Origin of the sequence: Roseateles oligotrophus (genome assembly GCF_014204525.1) — a bacterium.
Lineage (GTDB): Bacteria > Pseudomonadota > Gammaproteobacteria > Burkholderiales > Burkholderiaceae_C > Paucibacter_A > Paucibacter_A oligotrophus_A.
The window spans coordinates 130,766-147,692 of sequence record NZ_JACHLP010000007.1 but is presented as its reverse complement, the minus strand read 5'-3'; the positions used below and the strand labels follow the sequence as shown (position 1 = coordinate 147,692).

Sequence of the window (16,927 nt, the reverse complement as noted above, 5' to 3'; positions counted from 1 at the left end):
CCCATTCCGTGGCTACAATCCGCACCCGTCAGGAGAGAGCTTTCATTGCAAAGCCGCCGAAGGCGCAGTGGCACTGGTGATCCCACGCTGCAAACGCTCAGGCAAAAGGACTGACAAAACGCTCAGAACCGAGCGTTCCTCACTGGAGAGAGACGAGTCATTGAGCTCGTCCACCGAAGGGGCAAGCTGCGGGCCATATGCCGGCGGCCAATCTCTCAGGTAAAGCGGACAGCGAGGGCATAACCCCACCCGAAATGGGTGGGCCCCCTCTTGCCCTCGACCCGAAAGCCGCGCCATGTCCTCCGCCGAACTCCTCAAGACCCCCCTGCACGCTCTGCACATCGAACTCGGCGCCAAGATGGTGCCCTTCGGTGGCTACGACATGCCCGTGCAATACCCCATGGGCGTGATGGCCGAGCACAAGCACACCCGCGCCGCGGCCGGCTTGTTCGACGTCTCGCACATGGGCCAGGTGCTGCTGAAGGGCGCCGGTGCCGCCGCCGCGCTGGAAACCATCGTGCCGGTCGACGTGATCGACCTGGGCCTGTTCAAGCAGCGCTATGCCTTGTTCACCAATGAGGCCGGCGGCATCCTCGACGATTTGATGATTGCACGCCGCCCGGACGACCTCTTCGTCGTCGTCAACGCCGGCTGCAAGGTGCAGGACATCGCCCATATGCAGGCCAAGATCGGCGGCCAGTGCGAGGTCATCCCCCTGCCCGAGCAAGCCCTGCTGGCCTTGCAGGGCCCGCAAGCCGTGACGGCGCTGTCGCGCCTGAACCCCGAGGTCGCCAAGCTGACCTTTATGACCGGCGGATTCTTCAATCTGGACGGCATCGAGACCTTCCTGACCCGCTCAGGCTATACCGGTGAAGACGGCTTCGAGATCTCCGTCCACGCCGATCAGGCCGTGGCCCTGGCCCGCAAGCTGCTGGCACAGCCGGAAGTCAAGCCCATCGGCCTGGGCGCGCGCGACTCGCTGCGCCTGGAAGCCGGCCTGTGCCTCTACGGCCACGACATCAACACCGGCACCAACCCCGTCGAAGCCTCGCTGACCTGGGCCATCCAGAAGGTGCGCCGCGCCGGCGGTGCCCGCGCCGGTGGCTATCCCGGCGCCGCCGTGGTGGACCAGCAATTGGCCGAAGGGGCAGCACGCAAGCGCGTGGGCCTGGTCAGCGCCGAGCGCATGCCTGTGCGCGAGGGCGCCAAGCTGGTCACGGTCGAGGGCGTCGAGATCGGCGTCGTCACCAGCGGCACCGTCGGCCCCACCGTGGGCAAGCCGGTGGCCCTGGGCTATGTGGCGCGCGAACACGCGGCGCTCGGCACCGAGATCTTCGCCATCGTGCGTGACAAGCGCACGCCCATGACGGTCAGCAGCACCCCCTTCACGCCCAACGGTTACTACCGCGGCTGAACCCAGCAACCCATAAGCAAACAACCCAACGGAGCCAGCCATGAGCACTATCAAGTACACCCCCGACCACGAGTGGGTCCAGATCGAAGCCGACGGCGTCGTCACCGTGGGCATCACCGTCCACGCACAAGACGCGCTGGGCGATGTGGTCTTTGTTGACCTGCCCGCCATCGGCGCCAGCTTTGCCGCCAAGGATGTGGCCGGCGTGGTCGAGTCGGTGAAGGCCGCAGCCGACGTTTACATGCCCGTCTCGGGCGAGATCGTCGAAGTCAACGAAGCCCTGCGCGACGACCCCTCGCTGGCCAATAGCGACCCTTTGCGCGCCGGCTGGTTCTTCAAGGTCAAGCTGAGCGCCGCCGCTGAGTTGGACGGCCTGATGGATAGCACCGCCTACGACGAGCTGGTCAAGAACAGCTGATGAAACGCCAGCCGCCCCGGCTGGCCGATTGATAAACCGGGTCCGGCCGCCAAAAGCGGCCGTTTGACCCCCAAGGATTTGCCATGTTGATGTCTGCCCTGCCCACCCTTGCCGCGCTGGAAAACAGCCACGAATTTCATGCCCGCCACATCGGCCCCGACGCCGCCGACGAGGCGGGGATGTTGTCGGTCATCGGCCTGGCCTCGCGCCGCGCCCTGATCGACGCCGTCGTGCCCGGCAGCATCAAGCGCGCCGTCGGCATGGACCTGCCAGCCGCCCTCACCGAAGCCCAGGCCCTGGCCGAGCTGAAGAGCGTGGCCAGCAAGAACAAGGTGCTGAAGAGCTATATCGGCCAGGGCTATTACGACACCCTGACCCCCGGCGTCATCCTGCGCAACATCCTTGAAAACCCCGCCTGGTACACCGCTTACACGCCCTACCAGGCCGAGATCTCGCAAGGCCGTATGGAGGCCCTGGTCAACTTCCAGACCATGGTCACCGACCTGACCGGCATGGCCATCGCCAACGCCTCCATGCTGGACGAGGCCACCGCCGCCGCCGAAGCCATGACCCTGGCCGCCCGCGTGGGCAGGAGCAAGAGCCAGGTCTTCTTCGTCGCCGACGATGTGCTGCCCCAGACCCTGGAAGTGGTGCGCACCCGCGCCGAGCCCCTGGGCTTCAGTGTGCAGGTCGGCCCCGCCACCGAGGCGGGCAAGAGCGAGTGCTTTGCCGCCCTGCTGCAATACCCCGGCGTCAACGGCGATGTGCGCGATCTGCAACCCGCCGCCGACGCCCTGCACGCCCAGGGTGCGCTCTTGATCGCCGCCGCTGACCTGCTGGCCCTGACCCTGATCAAGGCCCCGGCCGAGATGGGCGCCGACATCGCCATCGGCACCACCCAGCGCTTCGGCATGCCGCTGTGCAATGGCGGCCCGCACGCCGCCTATATGGCTTGCAAGGACGAGTACAAACGCAATCTGCCCGGCCGCCTGGTCGGCGTCAGCGTGGACGTGCACGGCAAGCCGGCCTACCGCCTGGCCCTGCAGACCCGCGAGCAGCACATCCGCCGCGAGAAGGCCACCTCGAACATCTGTACCGCCCAAGTGCTGCCGGCCGTCGTGGCCAGCATGTATGCCGTCTACCACGGCCCGCAAGGCCTGCAGCGCATCGCCCTGCGCGTGGCCAGCTTCGCCGCCATCCTGGCCCAGGGCCTGAAGGCCCAGGGCTTTGCCGTCCTCAACGCCACGGCTTTTGACACCTTGCATGTGCAGACCGGCGCCAAGACGGCCGAGATTCACGCCGCCGCCCTCAAGGCCGGCCTGAACCTGCGCCACGCCGGCAAAGATTCGGTCGGTATCTCGCTGGACGAAACCACCACCCGCGCCCATCTGCAGACCCTGCTGGGCCTGTTCGGCGCCACGGCCGCCGGCTTCGAGGCCTTCGAGAAGGGCGTCGCTACGCTGATCCCGGCCGAGCTGCAGCGCACGAGCGCCTATCTGAGCCACCCGGTCTTCAACCGCTACCACTCCGAGACGGAAATGCTGCGCTATCTACGCGCCCTGGCCGACAAGGACCTGGCCCTGGACCGCAGCATGATCCCGCTGGGCTCCTGCACGATGAAGCTGAACGCGACCAGCGAGATGATCCCCATCACCTGGCCCGAGTTCGCCGGCATCCACCCCTTTGCCCCGCACGATCAGCTGCAGGGTTATGCCTTGCTGAACGAGCAGCTGACCGGCTGGCTGTGCCAGGCCACCGGCTATGCCGGCATCAGCCTGCAGCCCAATGCCGGCTCGCAGGGCGAGTACGCCGGCCTGCTGGCCATCAAGGCCTGGCATGAGTCGCGCGGCGACGCCCAACGCAAGATCTGCCTGATCCCCGAGTCCGCCCACGGCACCAACCCCGCCTCGGCCCAGATGGTGGGCATGCAGGTGGTGGTGACCAAGTGCGACAAGGAAGGCAATATCGATCTGGTCGATCTGCGCGCCAAGTGCGAGCAGCATGCCGCCAATCTGGCCGCCATCATGATCACCTACCCCTCCACCTATGGCGTGTTCGACACCCATGTGAAGGAGATCTGCGAGCTGGTGAAGAGCTTTGGTGGCCGCGTCTATGTGGACGGCGCCAATATGAACGCCCTGGTCGGCGTGGCAGCACCCGGCGAGTTCGGCGGCGATGTGAGCCATCTGAACCTGCACAAGACCTTCTGCATCCCGCACGGCGGTGGCGGCCCCGGCGTCGGCCCCGTCTGCGTGGTGGCCGATCTGGTGCCCTATCTGCCCACCCACCGCGCTGCGGGTTATGTGAGCGAGACCGCCATTGGTGCTGTCAGCGCCGCGCCACTGGGCAATGCCGCCGTGCTGCCCATCAGCTGGATGTATATGCGCATGATGGGCGCCGACGGCCTGACCGCCGCCACCGAGACGGCCATTCTGTCGGCCAACTATGTGGCCGCCCGCCTGGCCGATGCCTATGACATCCACTTCAGCGGCAATATCGCCGGCGTCAAGGGCGGCGGCGTGGCCCATGAGTGCATCCTGGACATCCGCCCGCTGAAGGACGCCACCGGCATCGGCGCCGAGGACGTGGCCAAGCGCCTGATCGACTACGGCTTCCACGCGCCCACCCTGTCCTTCCCGGTGGCCGGCACGCTGATGGTGGAGCCGACCGAGAGCGAGTCCAAGCACGAGCTGGACCGCTTCTGCGAGGCCATGCTGGCCATCCGCGCCGAGATCGCCCAGGTGGCGGCCGGCAGCTGGACGGCGACCGACAACCCCCTGGTCAACGCCCCGCACACGGCCGAAAGCCTGCTGAGCGCCGACTGGACCCATGGCTATAGCCGCGAAGTGGCGGCCTATCCGCTGGCCTCGCTGCGTCGCCAGAAGTACTGGGTGCCGGTGGGCCGGGTGGACAATGTCTACGGCGACCGCAATCTGAGCTGCTCCTGCCCGCCGATGAGCGACTACGCCTGAGCGGCCTAGGGCGGGTCTTGACCCGCCATTTCTACCCTCACAACAAGACCCATTGGCGGGTCTTGACCCGCCCCACAAAATCCACGGAGGACTGCCCATGGCCGTTTCAGTATTTGACCTGTTCAAGATTGGTATCGGCCCCTCCAGCTCCCATACCGTAGGACCCATGCGGGCGGCCCGCCTGTTTGCGCTGCGCCTGAAACACGAGGGCTTGCTGGCCAGCACCACGCGCGTGGTTTCGCAGATGTATGGCTCGCTGGGCGCCACCGGCAAGGGCCATGGCACGGACAAGGCCGTTCTCTTGGGCCTGGCCGGCCATGAGCCGGACACGGTGGATGTGGAGCAGGTGCCGGCCATGCTGGCCGACATCCGCGAGGGCAAGCACATCAGCCTGCTGGGCGAGCACAAGATCGCCTTCAACGAGTTGAAGGATCTGGTGATGTTCCGCCGCCAGAGCCTGCCCTTCCATGCCAACGGCATGCGCTTCATCGCCTTCGATGCCAACGAGCAGCAAATCGCCGAGCGCACCTTCTACTCGGTGGGCGGCGGCTTTGTGGTCAGCGAGGAGATCGCCGCCGACGGAGCCAAGCAAAAAGTCCTCGCCCCCGATGCCACGGTGCTGCCCTACCCCTTCAAGACCGGCGACGACTTGCTGCAGATCTGCAAGCAGCATGACATCAGCATCGCCGAGATCATGCGCCGCAACGAGCGCCACTGGCGCAGCGACGAGGAAACCCGCGCCGGCCTCTTGAAGATCTGGCAGGTGATGCAGGACTGCGTGTCCCGCGGCTGCCGCACCGAGGGCATTCTGCCCGGCGGCTTCAAGGTCAAGCGCCGCGCCGCGCAGCTGCATGCCGACCTCACCGCCAACCCCGAGGCCGCCCTGCGCGACCCGCTGCAGGTGATGGACTGGGTCAATCTCTACGCCCTGGCGGTCAACGAGGAAAACGCCGCCGGCGGCCGCGTGGTGACGGCGCCGACCAATGGCGCGGCCGGCATCGTGCCCGCCGTGCTGCATTACTACAGCCGCTTCGTTCACCACGCCAATGAGGACGGCGTGGTCGACTTCCTGCTAACGGCCGCCGCCATCGGCATCCTGTACAAGGAAAACGCCAGCATCTCCGGCGCCGAGGTGGGCTGCCAGGGCGAGGTGGGCGTGGCCTGCTCGATGGCCGCCGGCGCGCTCTGCCAGGTGATGGGCGGCACGCCCCAGCAGGTGGAGAACGCCGCCGAGATCGGCATGGAACACCATCTGGGCCTGACCTGCGACCCGGTGGGCGGCCTGGTGCAGATCCCCTGCATCGAGCGCAATGCCATCGCCTCGGTCAAGGCCATCAACGCCGCCCGCATGGCTCTGCGCGGCGACGGCACCCATTTCGTCAGCCTGGACAAGGTCATCAAGACCATGCGCGACACCGGCGCCGACATGATGAGCAAGTACAAGGAGACGGCCCGCGGTGGCCTGGCGGTGAATATCGTCGAATGTTGAATTAGCATGGGCCCTATCCCAACAGGAGATTGCCCATGCTGAAGAAAATCCTGCTTGCCCTGGTCCTGCTGATCGCCGGCCTGGCGCTTTACGCCAGCAGCCGCCCCGACAGCTTCCGCGTCGAGCGCAGCATAGACATCCAGGCCTCGCCCGAGAAGGTCTACGCCTTGCTGGACGACTTCAAGCAGTTCGGCCGCTGGTCGCCCTGGGAGGGCATAGACCCGGCCATGCAGCGCGAATTCAGCGGCGCCGAGCGCGGCGTGGGAGCCGTCTACGGCTGGAAGGGCAACCGCGATGTGGGCCAGGGTCGCATGGAAATTCTGGCCGCCGAGCCGGCGGCCAAGCTGACGATACAACTGGACTTCATCACCCCCTTCGAGGCCCACAACACCGCCGAGTACCGCTTGCAAGCCATCCCCGGCGGCACGCGCATGACTTGGGCCATGTATGGCCCGGCCAATTTCATGACCAAGCTGATGAGCGTGTTCGCCAGCATGGACAGCATGGTGGGCAAGGACTTCGAGAAAGGCCTGGCCCAGCTCAAGGCCGTGGCCGAGAAGTCATGAATTGAGGTTCGCACTCGCTGGATTGGCGGCCTCTGGCGAGGGCTCAGAGATTTCCACCGCATAGCTCTGCACGCCAAAGCTGAAGCGGTAACGCCCACCAGCGGCCTGGCCACGCACCTCCGCCAAGGTCACTTCGCGGTTCAGGCGATCACCGAATTGCCGCCCCCACTGCTGGGTCATCTCATGCAGGCGCGGTAAATCCTCGGCCACCAGCCCCTGCCCGCGCACCGAGAACAGGACATTGTCCCTGCGGGAACCGGGCCGCTGATTTTCCCAGGCCGCCTCCATACGATCGGCGGCAATGGCCGCCGTACTGCCCAGGCTCTGAAATTCTTCGCCGGCCACCCGTTTGATATCGCCCAGGCAGACGCGGCCCTGTTCATCCAGATGGACCGCGCCCTGGGCCAGCCAGGCGTCCAGCAAGGCGCGGGTGGGCACGCCCTTGCTGACCTCTTCGATCAAATCATCAAAAGTCCCGCCCTGGGCCTGGCGCAGCGAGCTGCGCCGCTCCAGCGGCCGCTCGGCACCTTGCTCGTTGATGAAGCGCACATCGCCGCTCCAACGCTCCTGCACCAGCTCCAACAGGCTTTTGCGCCAGCCCTCCAGCTGTGCCAGCGGCGCCACCGCGCCGATGCGCTTGACGTCCTTGCGATGTACGCCCGTTAGGGTGCTCAGGGCCGCATCGCTTTGCTTTTGGCCTTCGGCCTGCAGCTGCCGGGCCGCCTGCTCGATGTAGACGCGCTTGAGCAGCTCGTTCATCTCGTTCAGCCCCACGCCCTCGCGCACGGCCAGGCGTATCAGGGGGCGCAGAAGCTGGGCCGCTATCTGGAGGATCTGTCCTTGCTTGTTGAGACTCATGGCTTGCGAGGGTGGCAAAACTGTTGTAGCTAGGAGCCTGTCGGACTTGGGAATCGCCGGCGGAAAACTGGCCTGGCTGGGGCCGATTTCCGCTATCGGCGACCCAAGCCCGACAGGCTCCTAGGGTAAATCACAATTTGCGATTATTTCGCAAATTGCACAATGCAAGGCATCGTGAACGTGCCCGTGATTTTCCCATCATGAAATTCCCCTCGCTACTGCCCCGCCATTTCTTGCTTCGTCATTTCCTGCTGGCCGGCCTGGCGCTGGCCCAGCCCTGGGCAGGCGCCGCTTCGCCCGAATGGGAGAGTCCGCCCATCAGCCACAAAGACCTGCGGCCCTATTTCCAGGCGTCCGAGCAGTACAAGCTCTTGCTGCCTGCGCCGCCCGCGGAGGGCTCGCTGGCGGACCGCCAGGATGTTGCCGCCGCCCAGCTCTACCAGGCGGTCGACAGCGCACGCCGCCAGATGGCGGAAGAAGACGCCCGCTGGCTCTACGACCGTTTTGAGACCAGCTTCGGCCAAGGCCCGCTGCAACGCCAGCGCCTGCCCATATTGGTCCAGCTGCTCAACCGCACGCTCAAACAGGTGGGTGGGCCGACCTTTGCGGCCAAAAGCCATTTCGCCCGCAAACGGCCCTACCAGCGCCTGGATCTGCCCCAGGTCTGCGGCCGCAATGCGGCCACCGCCCCCGCCGATCCCGACAGCCAGCAACGCACCTCCTACCCCTCGGGCCACGCGGCCTATGGCTGGGCCGTCGCGGGTGTGCTGGCCCGGCTGCAAGCCGAGCGGGCCGAGGCCTTGCTGGGCCGCGCCCAAGCCTATGCCGAAAGCCGTGTGATCTGCGGCATGCATTTCCCCTCTGATGTCGAGGCCGGCCGGCAGATCGCCAACGCCGTGCTGGTGCAGCTGGATTCCAACCCCGAGTTTCAGCAGGATCTGCAACGGGCGCGCGCCGAACTGGCCGCCCTGCGCTGATCACCTCCCTCCGCCCGACCCACCCTCACCGTCCGCCATCCCGCCAGCTCCGGCTGCGCGAGAGGAGCGAACTCGTCCCCGAAAACAGGAGTAGCCGTATGAAATACCGCCCCCATGCCCTGGCGCTCGCCTGCCTGGCGCTGTCGCTGTCCGCCCGTGCCCAGACTCCCGCAGCCCCGCCAGCCAGTACGGCTGCCAAGCTGGAACGTGTGGAAGTCACCGGTTCGATGATCAAGCGCACGGACGTCGAAACACCAACGCCGGTCAGCGTGATCAAGCGGGAGGACATCCTGCGCGCCGGCGCGGCCACGCTGGACGAGCTGATGCGCATGGACCCCTCAACCGGCGCCGGCGGCCTGGACGATATGGGCAGCGGCAACGGCTTTTCCGCCGGCTCGGCCTCCATCTCCTTGCGCGGCATGGGTTCGGCCGCCACCCTGGTGCTGATCAATGGCCGCCGCCTCTCACCCTCGGCCGTCATAGATCCCGGGACCGGACAGTCCACCATCTTCAACGTCAATTCCATCCCGGTTTCGGCGATCGAGCGGGTGGAAATCCTGAAGTCCGGCGCCTCCTCGCTGTACGGATCGGACGCCTTGGCCGGCGTGGTCAACATCATCCTGCGCAACGACTACCAGGGGCGGCTGATCGAGCTCAACGCCAAGCAGCGCTTTGATGGCTTGTTCAAGAACCAGACCGTCAACCTGATGGCCGGCACCGGCGACCTGGACGTGCAGGGCTATAACGTGATGGCGGGGATCGAGTTGTTCGTGCGCGACGGCGTGGGCATCACCGAAGCCCCCAACCGGGTCGAAGGCGAGCTGCTGAGCCAGCTCTACAGCCGCCTGATTCCCAACTCCACCTCCTCCTACCCGGGCAATCTCTACACCTATAACAAAGGCCTGTCGGGCAGCTTCCGCGGCATGCTGTCCAATAACTGCGCAACCCAGGGCCCGGTCTCGGCCACCGTCTCCACCCCGCGCTGCCTGTGGGACTCCAGCCAGTACCAGCAATACGTTGGCGACCAGAAGCGCGCCTCGATCTTTTTGCGCGGCGGCCTGCGCGTGGGCAAGGACACCATCCTCAATGCCGAGCTGATCGCCTCGCGGGTGCGCAACGACTATTTGGACGCCCCGACCAGCCGCAACGAATCCCTGACCACCTGGGGCGATGCCCAAGGCAATACCGTCCAATTCGCAGGCCTGGCCCTGCCCGTCAACCACCCGGACAACCCCACCCGCCTGGCCAGCAGCAGCAATCCGGTGCTGCTGCCCAATAGCAGCGGCGGCACGGTCAGCTACACCAAGCCCACGGTGCTGGGCCTGCGCTACCGTTTTGCCGATCTGCCCTATGTCTACCGCCCCGAGGCGGACAATATTCGCCTGGTGCTCAGCGGCAGCACGATCTGGGGGGCCTGGGATGTGGAGGGCGGCCTGCTGCACCACGAGCAGCGCAATCGCAAGACCCAAGTCGGCCGGCTCAGCCTGTCGGGCCTGAACCAGGCCCTGGCCGACGGCAGCTACCGCTTCGGCGGCAGCAACAGCCCCGAGGTACTGGCCAGGCTGGCGCCCGAGCTGAACGATAGAGGCGAGTCCGGCACCACCTCCTTGGACCTGCGCGGTTCGCGTGAGCTGGGCCGCATGACGGGCGGTGCCGCCATGCTGGGTCTGGGGGCCGAGCTGCGCCACGAGACCTTCAGGGTCGATGCCGACCCGCTCACCGCGGCCGGCGACATCATCGGCCGCGGCATCGGCGAGGCCAGCGGCTCGCGCAATATCACGGCCGCCTATGCCGAGCTGCAACTGCCCTTGCTGAAGGGCTTGGAAACCCAAACCGCCTTGCGCGCCGAGCATTACACCGATTTCGGCAGCGCCATCACCGGCAAGCTGGGCGCCAAATACAAGGTCAACAATATGCTGGCCCTGCGCGGCAGCTGGGCCAACGGCTTCCGCGCGCCCTCGCAGTCCCAGATCAGCAAATCGGCCCTGTTTGCCAACAGCTCCGGCACTCGCGACCCCAAGCTGTGCCCGGTATTTGATAGCAGCAACGGTAACTGCTCCATGAGCTTGTCCTCAGTCACGCTGGCCAACCCAGAATTGCGCCCCGAGAAGTCCGACTCCTACACGCTGGGCCTCTTGTTCGATCTGGCGTCGACGACGGACGCCGTGCTGGACGCCTGGTATATCGAGCGCCGCGGCGAAGTGGATCGCCTGGGCACCCAGGAAATGCTCAACCGTGAGGACGAATTCCCCGGCTCGGTGCTGCGCCTACCGCCCTCGACGCCCGGCGAACTGGGCCAGGTCTACCAGGTGCGCCGCCCTTATATGAATCTGGCGATGTCGCGCACCTATGGCATCGACTACGAACTGAACCAGCGCATCAGCCTGAACGACTGGGGCCGCCTGAAGCTCAGCCTCAAGGGCACACGCATGCTGTCGCGCAAGCTGCAACGCGATGCCAGCCAGCCGATTTACGAGACCGTGGGCTTTTACAAGGTGCCGGCCAATAAGCTGGCCCTCAGCGGCAACTGGAGTATCGGCAACTGGTCGACAACACTGACCGGCAATTTCCAGAGCGGCTTCCAGAGTTATGCCGCGGGCGGCAGCTGCGACGCCACCCTGCTCAGCGCTGGCCGTCAGGACCTGTGTCGCATGCGGGCCTGGAACACGGCCGACCTGGCGCTCAGCTACCGGGGCTTCTCGGGCATACGCCTGGGTGTCACGCTGCGCAATCTGGCCGACACCCGGCCGGCCCTGGACCCCAACGAAACCACGGTCGGCGTCGACGGCGGCATCGCCAATGCCTATGGCCGCTACCTGTCGCTGAGCGCTTCATACGAGTTCTAAGAGGGGCGAGGCCTGAGCTGTGGCGGGAAAGCCCCGATGTTGGGGCTTTCCCGTCCAGTTAGGCGGTTACTGGCATAGACAAGCCGGGGCGGCAGGGTTCTACTTCTGGCTCAGGATCCTGCCATCCTGCCTATGATCCAGATGTACCGGCCTTGAGGAGTTCAGCATGCCCGTCGATCCGGCTATCGTCCCTGGCAATGAAGAACAGCGCCTGGCGGCCCTGCGGCGCTACGACATTCTTGACACCCCGCCCGACGGTGCTTTTGACAACGTCACCAAGCTGGCGGCGCGGCTGTTCAAGGTGCCCATCGCCATCGTCAGCCTGGTGGATTCGGACCGCATCTGGTTCAAGTCCCACCACGGTGTGGACGCCAGCCAGATCGACCGTGAACCCGGCCTGTGCGCCTCCGGCATCCTGGGCGATCTGCCCTATGTGCTGACCAACGCCATGGCCGATCCGCGCTCCATGACCAACCCCCTGGTGGCCGGGGCCATGGGCTTGCGCTTCTATGCCGGCGTGCCCCTGCGCACGCATGACAACTACAACCTGGGCATGTTGTGCTGCCTGGACCAGCAGCCGCGCGAGGTCACGCCCGAGGAAATGGACGACCTCCAATGCCTGGCCCAGATGGTGATGGACCAGATGGAGGTCCGCCTGGCGGCCCGCCAGATCGACCAGTTAGGCCAGCAGGTGGCGCAGGCCCGCGAGCGCCTGCAACTGGCGGTGCGGGCGGGCCGGGTAGGGGTCTGGGGCCTGGACCTGGCCCTCGGCCGTTTTGATTGGGATGAACAGATGCATGCCCTCTACGGTTGCCAGAGCGGCAGCTTCGAAACCACGCCGCAGGCCTGGCTGGCCTTGATCCACCCCGAGGATCGCGAGCGGGTACAGGCCTCCTGGCAGGCCTCGGTCAGCGGCAAGACCGCCTTCGAGAGCGAGTTCCGCGTCTTGCTGGCCCATGGCGAGGTACGTTATCTGCGCAGCCTGGCCCAGGTCTACAAGAACGAACAAGGCCAGCCCTACCGGCTGCTGGGCACCAACTGGGACGTCACCGAAGAACGCCGCGCCAGCGAGGCCTTGCTGGAGGCCAAGAACGCGGCCGAGGCGGCCGAGCGGGCCAAGAGCAGCTTCCTCGCCAGCATGAGCCATGAGCTGCGCACGCCGCTGAACGCCATCATCGGCTTTGCCGAGATCATGCGGCACGACCCCGCGCTGTCCGCCGACAATGCCCATTACGTCGGCATCATCAACCAGAGCGGCAACCACCTGCTGGCCCTGATCAACGAGGTGCTGGACATGGCCAAGGTGGAGTCCGGCCGGGTCGAACTGCTGGAACACGATATCGACCTGCCCAGCTTCCTGGACACGGTGGCCGCCATGATCGCGGTGCGGGCGGAGAAGAAAGACCTGCGCCTGGTGCGCGAGTTCGCGCCCGAGCTGCCCCGTTTTGTGCGCACCGACGAGCTCAAGCTGCGCCAGGTGCTGCTCAATCTGCTCAGCAATGCGGTCAAGTTCACCCAGCACGGCGAGGTACGCCTGCGGGTGCGCTACGCCCCTCTGGCCGAGGCCGGCCAGGGCGAGCTGCACTGCGAGATCAGCGACACCGGCCCCGGCATGGGCGCCGAGGAGCTGGCCGGCCTCTTCACCCCCTTCCAGCAAGGCCATGCGGGCCGCAGCTCGCAAGAAGGTACCGGCCTGGGCCTGGTGCTGAGCAAGCGCTTTGTGGAGCTGATGGGCGGCAGCATCTCGGTGCGCTCCCAGCTGGGGGTGGGCAGCAGCTTTGCCTTCAGCGTCAGGCTCAGCGTGGCCGCCAGCGGCCTGGCCGCCGATCCGCTGCGCCGGGTCAGCGGCCTGGCGCCAGGCCAGCGCCCGGTCAAGGTGCTGGTGGTGGATGACATCCTGCTCAACCGCCTGCTGCTGGAGCGCATGATGGCGGCCGTCGGCTTCGAGGTGTGCAGCGCGGTCAATGGCGAGGAAGCGGTGCAGATGTTCGAGCGCTACAAGCCCGACTTCATCTGGATCGATCTGGTCATGCCGGTGATGAATGGCGACGAAGCAGCCCGGCGTATCCGCACCTTGCCCGGCGGCCAGCAGGTGCGCATCGTCTGCGTCACCGCCAGCGCCTTGCTGGAGGACCGCAGCCGCATCCTGGCCAGCGGCTGCGACGAAGTGCTGTTCAAACCCCTGCGCGAGCCGCAGATCTTCGGCCTGATGCAGGACTTGCTGGGCCTGGAATTCATCTACGACGAGGCCGACGGCGAGGCCCTGGCGCGGTCACCGAGCCAGCAACCCGATCTGGCGTCCGGCCAGGCGGCGCTGCCGGCCTTGCCCGAGGATTGGTTGCCGCCCTTCCAGGCCGCGGTCCTGAGCGGCGACACCCAGCTGATCCAGGCACAGATCCAAGCACTGCCGGCCAGCCACGCGGACCTGGGCCTGCGCCTGCAAGCCCTGCTCGATGATTTGCAGCTGGACCGGCTGGCGGTCTTTGCCGAAACACAAGCCCAGCTGCAAGCCCCCTCTCCCGCCTGAGTGCCAGCGTGTCTGCAACCGCGCCCCTTCCCGCTTCGCCGGGCCCGGCCTTGCCGGCCGAGCCCGAGCAATTGCTGGACGGTGCAGACATCCTGGTGGTGGACGACAACCCCAACAACCTCAAGCTGCTGCGCTCGGTGCTGCAGGAGCAAGGCGTGCGCGTGCGCCTGGCCACCAGCGGCGAGATGGCGCTCAAATCCGCCCTGGCCCGCCCGCCCCAGCTGATCCTGCTGGACATCCAAATGCCCGGCATCGACGGCTTTGAGACCTGCTTGCGGCTCAAACGCGAGGTGGCTTGCGCCGAGATTCCGGTCATCTTCCTCAGCGCCCTGAGCGATGGCAGCGATGTGCTGAAGGGCTTTTCCTGCGGCGGAGCCGACTTCGTCAGCAAGCCCTTCCAGGCCGAGGTGCTGCTGGCCCGCATCCTCACCCAGCTCAGGATCGCCCGCTTCCGCCAAGCCTTGCAGTTAGAGAATCTGGAGCGGCGCCGCGCCGAAATCGCGGCCCAGAACGCCAGCCAGCTCAAAAGCGAGTTCCTCGCCAATATGAGCCACGAGATCCGCACACCCATGAACGCCATCATCGGCATGGCCTATCTGGCCCTGCGCACCGAGCTGGACCCGCAGCAGCGCGACTATGTGCAGAAGATCTCCCAGGCCAGCCAGCATCTGCTGGGCCTGCTGAACGACATCCTGGACTTCTCCAAGATCGAGGCCGGCCGGCTGGATGTGGAGCGGGTCGGCTTCAACCTCCATGCCGTCACCAACCATGTGCTGTCGGTCATCAAGGAGCGAGCCGAGGCCAAGCGGCTCAAGCTGGTGTTCGAGCTGCCGCCCGAGCTGCCCGTGCTGTTGCTGGGCGACCCCTTGCGCCTGGGCCAGGTGCTGATCAACTACGCCAGCAATGCGGTCAAGTTCACCGAGCAAGGCGGCGTCAGCCTGCGGGTGCGCGCCCTGCAGGAAGACGAGCAAGAGGTCTTGCTGCGCTTCGAGGTGGAGGACACAGGCATAGGCCTGAGCCCCGAGCAGCAAGAGCGCCTGTTCCAGAGCTTCAGCCAGGCCGACGCCTCCATTACCCGCAAGTTCGGCGGCACCGGCCTGGGCCTGGCCATCTGCAAGGCCTTGGTCACCTTGATGGGGGGGGAGGTCGGGGTCGAAAGCGAGCTGGGCCGGGGCTCCTGCTTCTGGTTCACGGCCCGCTTCGGCCGCGACGAGGCCGCCGGGCAAGGCCAGCCGGGCCCGCTGGCGTCCAGTGACAGCAAGACCTTGGAGCGCCTGGCCGAGCGCCGCGGCGCCCGCGTGCTGCTGGTGGAAGATAACGAGTTCAACCAGCAGATCGCGCTGGAGCTGCTGCGCGACGCCGGCCTGGCCGTGGACCTGGCCGAACATGGCCAGCAAGCCCTGGATCGCCTGGCCGCCAGCCTGAGCGAGGGCCGGCCTTACGAGCTGGTCTTGATGGATATGCAAATGCCGGTGATGGACGGCATCAGCGCCACCCGCCAGCTGCGCCAGGACCCGGCCTGGGCCGAGTTGCCCGTGGTCGCCATGACGGCCAATGCCATGCCGGCCGACCGCGCCCGCTGCCTGGACGCCGGCATGGTGGACTTTGTCGCCAAGCCCATCCAACCGCAGGAGCTGTGGTTGACGCTGCTGCGCCACCTGCCGCCGCGCAGCGTCACCGGGCCTGCGCCCCCACCGCCCCAGCCGGCCCTGGCCCCGCCGCCGCCCCGGCTGCAGGCCTTGGCCCGGGACTGCGGCCTGGACCTGGCCAAGGGCCTGGGCCACACCCTGGGCAAGGTCGCGCTGCTGGAGGATTTGCTGCGCCGCCTGCTGAGCGGCCAGGCTGGAGTCTTTGCCGAGTTGCGCGTCGCCCTGGCCCAGGGCGATCTTGCCAAGGCCGAGCGCCTGGCGCACAGCTTCAAGGCGGTGGCCGGCAGCGTCGGTGCGCTGGCCTTGCAGGATGCGGCGCAGACGCTGGAGAGTCTGGCCGCGGCCGCCAGCCCGCTGGCCGGCTTCGAGGCCCCGCTGCAGCGTGCCGAGCAGTTGCAGGCCCAGTTGCTGCGGGCGCTGCAAGACTATTTCCAGCACCAAGACCCGCCGCCGCAAGCCGCTGCGGAGCCTGGCGACGACGAAGCCTTGCGAGCCCGCATGCTGGCCTTGCTGCGCCAGGACGATGCCTTTGCGGGCGAGCTGCTACAGGGCCAGGGCGAGCGCTTCCAGCGTCTGCTGGGCCAGGACTTCGCCGCTTTTCGGCAGGCGCTGGAGAGCTATGAGCTGGGGCGGGCCTTGGCCTTGCTGGAGCAGGGGGCGGCTTGAGCCTCTTGTGATGCTCGACGCTCGACGCGGCGCGTAGCGCCGTCACTCTTTTGTCTTGTTCGACGGCCCAGCCGGGAGTTCGCCCCGGCGGGCGACTCACTTTTCTTGCTTCGCCAAGAAAAGTAAGCAAAAGAAGGCGACCCGACGCCTGGCCCCTTCGGGGTGCGTTGCGGTGCTCAGCTTCGCTGGGCCGCGCCCAACTCTCTCCGCTACGCTCCGTTCAGACAAGGGGCGCGAGTCAGTCAACAAAGTCGCTTCGCGACGCCCAGCGAAGCTTGCGCTCCTCACCCAGGCTCGACGGGACTTGAATACCGACACGCCTCGCTACGCATCGGCTTGAAGAGCTGCTGCGCAAGCGCAGGCAGCGGTTGTTGGTATTTGGCCGAGGCGACGCGCAGCGAGCCGTGTGGTTTTCGCATGTCCCGTGTTGCCTGGGCTGCGGCGCTTGGCTTTGGCGGGCGGCGCGCAGCGCCATCAACAACTGACTCGCGCCCCTTGTCTGAACGGAGCGTAGCGCAGTGAGTTGGGCGCGGCCCGCCAAAGCC

Annotated in this window: 10 protein-coding genes and 2 riboswitches; of the genes, 9 read left to right on the top strand and 1 reads right to left on the bottom strand. The window is 66.5% G+C overall.

The window, feature by feature from the left end; all coding sequences use genetic code 11:
- Nucleotides 1-19 precede the first annotated feature (19 nt).
- A riboswitch (glycine riboswitch) is annotated at nt 20-123 on the top strand.
- Between the two features lie 9 nt (nt 124-132).
- A riboswitch (glycine riboswitch) is annotated at nt 133-242 on the top strand.
- Nucleotides 243-295: 53 nt separating this feature from the next.
- The 5 genes from gcvT (at nt 296) to HNP55_RS17495 (ending at nt 6,859) form a co-directional block, all read left to right on the top strand.
- On the top strand, nt 296-1,414 hold the full coding sequence (gene gcvT / locus HNP55_RS17515) for a glycine cleavage system aminomethyltransferase GcvT (protein WP_184302271.1): 1,119 nt from the start codon (nt 296-298) through the stop codon (nt 1,412-1,414).
- Nucleotides 1,415-1,454: 40 nt separating this feature from the next.
- Nucleotides 1,455-1,832, top strand: coding sequence for a glycine cleavage system protein GcvH (gcvH, locus tag HNP55_RS17510; RefSeq protein ID WP_184302268.1), 378 nt, complete (start codon nt 1,455-1,457; stop codon nt 1,830-1,832).
- 83 nt (nt 1,833-1,915) lie between these two features.
- Nucleotides 1,916-4,804: an aminomethyl-transferring glycine dehydrogenase gene (gcvP, locus tag HNP55_RS17505; RefSeq protein ID WP_184302267.1), complete on the top strand. Its 2,889-nt coding sequence runs from the start codon at nt 1,916-1,918 to the stop codon at nt 4,802-4,804.
- Between the two features lie 97 nt (nt 4,805-4,901).
- The gene (locus HNP55_RS17500; RefSeq protein WP_184302264.1) at nt 4,902-6,293 is read left to right on the top strand and encodes an L-serine ammonia-lyase; all 1,392 of its coding nucleotides are present in this window, start codon (nt 4,902-4,904) and stop codon (nt 6,291-6,293) included.
- Nucleotides 6,294-6,328: 35 nt separating this feature from the next.
- Nucleotides 6,329-6,859: an SRPBCC family protein gene (locus HNP55_RS17495; RefSeq protein ID WP_184302262.1), complete on the top strand. Its 531-nt coding sequence runs from the start codon at nt 6,329-6,331 to the stop codon at nt 6,857-6,859.
- On the opposite strand, the gene HNP55_RS17490 is transcribed toward HNP55_RS17495, so the two are convergent.
- Nucleotides 6,854-7,717, bottom strand: coding sequence for a DUF6502 family protein (locus tag HNP55_RS17490; protein ID WP_184302258.1), 864 nt, complete (start codon nt 7,715-7,717; stop codon nt 6,854-6,856). The genes HNP55_RS17495 and HNP55_RS17490 overlap by 6 nt on opposite strands.
- A 200-nt stretch (nt 7,718-7,917) precedes the next feature.
- Between HNP55_RS17490 and HNP55_RS17485 the strand changes: the two genes are divergently transcribed.
- The 4 genes from HNP55_RS17485 to HNP55_RS17470 all read left to right on the top strand — a co-directional run bounded on the left by HNP55_RS17485 (nt 7,918) and on the right by HNP55_RS17470 (nt 16,382).
- Entirely contained in the window at nt 7,918-8,694 is a 777-nt protein-coding gene (locus HNP55_RS17485) for an acid phosphatase (protein ID WP_184302255.1), read from the top strand.
- Nucleotides 8,695-8,792: 98 nt separating this feature from the next.
- Nucleotides 8,793-11,540 (top strand): TonB-dependent receptor domain-containing protein, encoded by a 2,748-nt coding sequence (locus HNP55_RS17480; protein WP_184302252.1) that lies wholly within the window; start codon nt 8,793-8,795, stop codon nt 11,538-11,540.
- Nucleotides 11,541-11,706: 166 nt separating this feature from the next.
- Complete coding sequence (locus tag HNP55_RS17475; RefSeq protein WP_184302249.1) at nt 11,707-14,067, top strand: GAF domain-containing hybrid sensor histidine kinase/response regulator; 2,361 nt, start codon at nt 11,707-11,709, stop codon at nt 14,065-14,067.
- 8 nt (nt 14,068-14,075) lie between these two features.
- Nucleotides 14,076-16,382, top strand: a complete 2,307-nt coding sequence (locus tag HNP55_RS17470; protein WP_184302246.1) for a response regulator — start codon at nt 14,076-14,078, stop codon at nt 16,380-16,382.
- The last annotated feature ends 545 nt before the right edge of the window (nt 16,383-16,927 follow it).